The sequence below is a fragment of the Sutterella parvirubra YIT 11816 genome (genome assembly GCF_000250875.1).
Lineage (GTDB): Bacteria > Pseudomonadota > Gammaproteobacteria > Burkholderiales > Burkholderiaceae_F > Sutterella > Sutterella parvirubra.
This window is the reverse complement of record NZ_JH604990.1, coordinates 1-4,232: the sequence shown is the minus strand read 5'-3', so window position 1 is coordinate 4,232 and position 4,232 is coordinate 1. Positions and strand designations below refer to the sequence as shown.

At 63.9% G+C, this 4,232-nt stretch carries 4 protein-coding genes; all 4 read right to left on the bottom strand.

The window, feature by feature from the left end:
- Positions 1-101 precede the first annotated feature (101 nt).
- The 4 genes from HMPREF9440_RS07180 to HMPREF9440_RS12385 all read right to left on the bottom strand — a co-directional run bounded on the left by HMPREF9440_RS07180 (position 102) and on the right by HMPREF9440_RS12385 (position 3,949).
- Positions 102-1,415, bottom strand: coding sequence for an amidohydrolase (locus tag HMPREF9440_RS07180; RefSeq protein WP_008542865.1), 1,314 nt, complete (start codon positions 1,413-1,415; stop codon positions 102-104).
- 131 nt (positions 1,416-1,546) lie between these two features.
- Positions 1,547-2,011, bottom strand: coding sequence for a hypothetical protein (locus tag HMPREF9440_RS07175; protein WP_008542863.1), 465 nt, complete (start codon positions 2,009-2,011; stop codon positions 1,547-1,549).
- 45 nt (positions 2,012-2,056) lie between these two features.
- Positions 2,057-2,878, bottom strand: a complete 822-nt coding sequence (locus HMPREF9440_RS07170; RefSeq protein WP_040764625.1) for a DUF3100 domain-containing protein — start codon at positions 2,876-2,878, stop codon at positions 2,057-2,059.
- Between the two features lie 861 nt (positions 2,879-3,739).
- The gene (locus tag HMPREF9440_RS12385) at positions 3,740-3,949 is read right to left on the bottom strand and encodes an entericidin EcnA/B family protein (protein WP_008542859.1); all 210 of its coding nucleotides are present in this window, start codon (positions 3,947-3,949) and stop codon (positions 3,740-3,742) included.
- Positions 3,950-4,232: the final 283 nt, after the last annotated feature.

Genomic DNA, 4,232 nt, shown 5'->3' with positions numbered 1-4,232 from the left:
CCGCGACGGCGAGTCCGCCCCGTCGCGGACCGCCGCCGAGGTCCTCCCGGCGGAAGATGGGAGCACATGGGGTTCACGGAACCCCCGGGCTCAGTCGGACGTCATTCCTTCTTCGCAATGCCGTCCATGAAGGCGCAGTAGGTCTCCTTCGTGAAGACCGGCTTGAATTCGCGGCAGATCTTGTCCGCGGCGGCCGCATCGTCCCAAAGGAGGTCGATGATCGTCGAGGCGAGCACCTCGGGGATCTTTTCGTAGGCGGCGTCGGGGTCCGAGAGCACATAGTTCGCGCCGTGGAGCACGCCGTCGACGCAGCCGATCCAGGGATGCACCACCGGCATCAGGTGCGAGACGTCGCCCATGTCGGTCGAGCCGGCCGAGTGTTCGCCGGGCGAGACCTGCTTTTCGCCGAAGACCGCCTTGGCGTTCTCTTCCAGGATCCCGCGGAAGGCGAGGTCCGGGCGGAGCGGGAGGTAGCCCGGGATGTCCTCGATCTCGGCTTCGGCGCCCAAGGCCATCGCACCCGCTTTGAGCGCGCGGTTGATGTCCTCGTTGTAATTCTTGAGGGCGCTCACGTTCGAGGCGCGCACGTAGCTTTCCATCGTCACGTGGTCCGGCACGACGTTCACGAGGTCGCCGCCCGAATTGATGATCGGATGGAAGCGCACGACGTCCTCTTCGCGGAAGCGTTCGCGCAGGGCGTTGACGCCCATGACGCCCAGCATGCAGGCGTTCAAGGCGTTGATGCCGCGGTCCGGTGCGGCCGCCGCGTGCGCGGCGCGGCCGCGGTATTCAATGAGCTTGCCGATGAAGCCGTTGCAGCTCCCGCCGCAGGCGAAGTTCCCTTCTTCGCGCCTCACGTCGACGTGCATCTGCATCGCCATGTCGACGTCGTCGAAGCCGCCTTCGGCGATGATCTGCTGCTTGCCGCCCAGGTACCGGATCTTGCCGTCGGCGCGAAGGCCGCTGCGGTAGTCGATCTCGACGTACTCTTCGGCGGGGACCGCGAAGACGACGACGTCGCCGCCCAGATATTCCATCGCGCCCGCGTCCTTCAACGCCATCGCGACCGCGGCCATGTTCGCGATCTGGATGTTGTGCCCGCAGCAGTGCGCGGCGCCCGTCACCGGGTCGGCGGCTTCGTGGCCGCGGCAGACGATCGCGTCCAGTTCACCCACCATGGCGACCGTGCGCTTCGAGCCCTTGCCCTTCATGCGGGCCTTGACGCCCGTGAGGCCCCAGCCTTCCGTGTATTCGAGGCCGAGGTCGTCGAAGAGCGCCTTCACCTTCGCGCTCGTCTTCACTTCCTTGTAGCCCAATTCGGGCTCGGCGAAGATCGACTTGGCGACGGCTTCGATGTCGGCGCGGCGCGCGCGGAGCGCTTCCGCGACGCGGGCTTTCAGTTGCTGCTTGTCCATGATGGTGTTGGTCCTTTTTCTGGATTTCTGGAGGTTGGACTTTTTGTCGGGTCGGGCTCGGGCGGAGGGGCCGCCCGGCCCTTTTGTTGTCTTTTGCTGTTCGGTGCGGGTAGAGGTCGGGCTCTCCGGGCTTAGAAGATGCCTTCGATGTGGAGCATCACTTCAGCCAGCATCGTCGCGCAGAGGAAGCTCCCGGCCGCGACCGCAAGCGCCACCGGCACGATGCGCCACGAGAGCTGCTTGAAGGCTTCGATGTCCTTGCCGATCGAGAGGCCGGCGTACGCGAGAAGCGGGGTCGTGAGCGCGAGGAAGTTCACTTCCTTGGTGTACGAGAGGAGCACGTCGCCGCCGGGGAAGCCCGGGAGCGAGACGATCACCGCGACCGCCGACACCCAGAAGACCATCGGGAGCTTTTTGAGGCCGGGAAGGAGCGAGATGAAGATCCCCACGGCCGAGAGCGCCGCGAGAATGAAGCAGCCGATCGAGCTCTTCATCAGGTCGGGGGTCTGCCCGACGGCGTTCGCGACCCAGGCGAAGGCGGCGGTCACGAGCAGGATGAAGATCATGTCGTACATCTTGTTGAAGATCTGAAGCATGGCGTTGTTCCTTCGGTTGTGTTCGGTTCGTGGTTCGCGTGAGACTTACTTGACGGCGACGGCCTGAGCGGCGGCGTCCTGGTTTTCATGGCCGCGGTTCTTGTAGAAGACGCGGGCGGCCCATTCGTAGACGCGGATCGTCACCGGGAGCGAGATGAAGAGCGCGAAGTAGATGCCGAGAACCGAGGTGAGGAGGTTGGCTGCGGCGGCGTAGGCGCGGATGGTTTCCGCGGCTTCCGGATGCACGCCGATGATCGAGGCGGTGCCCGCGGCCATCATCGAGGCGCTGCCGATGCCGGCGCCCATGGCGAGCGAATGCGGGTGGAAGATGCCGAGCTGGGCGATGATGCCGGCGAGGACCGAGACCCAGAGGGCGCCGAAGACGGTGCCGCAGATGTACATGCCCATCACGCCGCGGCCTTCGGGGCTCGCGAGACCGAAGCGTTCCGCGATGATCGCGACGTTCGCTTCACGGTCGATCGAGTAGCAGGCGCCGATCGCTTCGCGGCGCATGCCGACCAGGATCGCCACCGGCAGACCGAAGATGAGCGTGCCGAAGAAGTGGCCGAATTCCTGCATGAGGAGCGCGAGCCCCGAGTCCATGATCATCTTGATGTTCGGACCGATGTCGAGGCCGATCTTGGTGATGAGGATCAGCATGCCGATGCCGAGCACCTGCGCGGCGCGCTCCATTTCGGGGAGCTTCAGGACCTTCAGCCTCGGGTAGCTCACGACCGACCCGATGATGAGGGCGTAGAGGAGCGGCATCATCACGACGAGACCCAACCGGATCACGCCGATCATTTCCGCAATCACGCAGATGATTAGGGCGAGGAGATGAATTTTCCAGTTCTTGATGAGGTCCATGATGTTGTTCTCGCTGGTGCGGGTTGAAGTGAAGAAGTCGGAAATGCGGGCAATGAAAAAGGGAGCGGCCTGATGGGCTGCTCCCTCGGTGTGTTTCCAATCGCGGTTGGGCGTTGGTCCCTTCTCCGGAAGGTCGGAGTTGGGACTCTCCCCGCTCCGCCTAGCATCCATCAAGCGTTCCTGCTCCGGGCACGGATGTGCCCGACGTAGAGGACGTCGTAGAGGAAGAGGAGGAGCAACCGAGACCCGTCGCGCAGGCCGGACGGAGCACTTCAAAGTGCTTCGCGCAGATCGGCATGGTGTTCGGACGGTTCATGGTGTTCCTCGATGGTGGCGGATGGTCCGGAAGTGCTTCTGGCCCCGAACCGTGTTTTCAAACTAGCACGAAGAAAACGGAAATGCCAACAGCCGAAAGTGGGAAATTTTTCTTCCGTTGGGGGTCGGGACGACGGCGCGCAAGCCGTTTAGGTCATTCTGCCTAGCGGGATGCGGCTTTGAGGTCGGGGGCGTTCGCCAAAGATGAATCCGTTTCGCACCTGAACCCGCTTTCCCTTGATTTCAGGGATTTCTGAAGATGGATCATGGGCGGCGCCCGCTGGTCGTCCGAAAGAGAATTGTCCGGGCTTCGGGTACCCGGAACGCGGGTCCCGGGGTACGGGAAAAAATTTTTCGCCCCCTGTAGGCGAACGCGCAACACTGCGCGGGCCCGTCAAAGCCTCGTGAAGGCCGTTTCGGAGAAACCCGGGGGGCGGCGGGATCGGCGCAGGAAACGACGACGGGAGTGACGCCGGAAACGACGAAAAAGCCCGCTTCGCAGGGAAAGCGGGCTCTTCTTCGGGGCGCGTTTTGGGGAGGAGCGCCTTACTTCTCCTCGACCGGCGCGGCCTCGGTCTTCTCGGCCTTGCCGCTCACCTCCGCGGCGGTCTCGGAAATCTTGTCGCCCGCCTTCCCGAGCGCCTGGCCGACGTGGTCGGCCCCTTTCTTCAGGTCCTGGCCGAAGCCTTCGACGGTGTTGCAGCCGGCGAGCCCGAGGGCGGCGAGCATGAGCGGAAGAACGAGAAGTTTGCGCATCGGCGGACCTTTCTGGGTGAGGAGGATGAATGCGGAGGAAGAGCGAGGACGGCGTGACCTGAAGCACCCGTTCCCCGCGTCGGTCCGGGGATCTTAAACGAAAGCGGAGAGCCTCCGTCGGGGAAGCTCTCCGTGCTTCTGGTTTTATTTTGTCTTCCGGCGGCCGCGCCTCCTGAATGTCCGCGGGCGTCCGGATTCGGATGGGTCGGCTGATCAGGTCCGACGCGTCCTTCCGAAGTTTTCCTCAGGCCGTCAACCTGAACTTCCTCGCTGCTGCGACTCT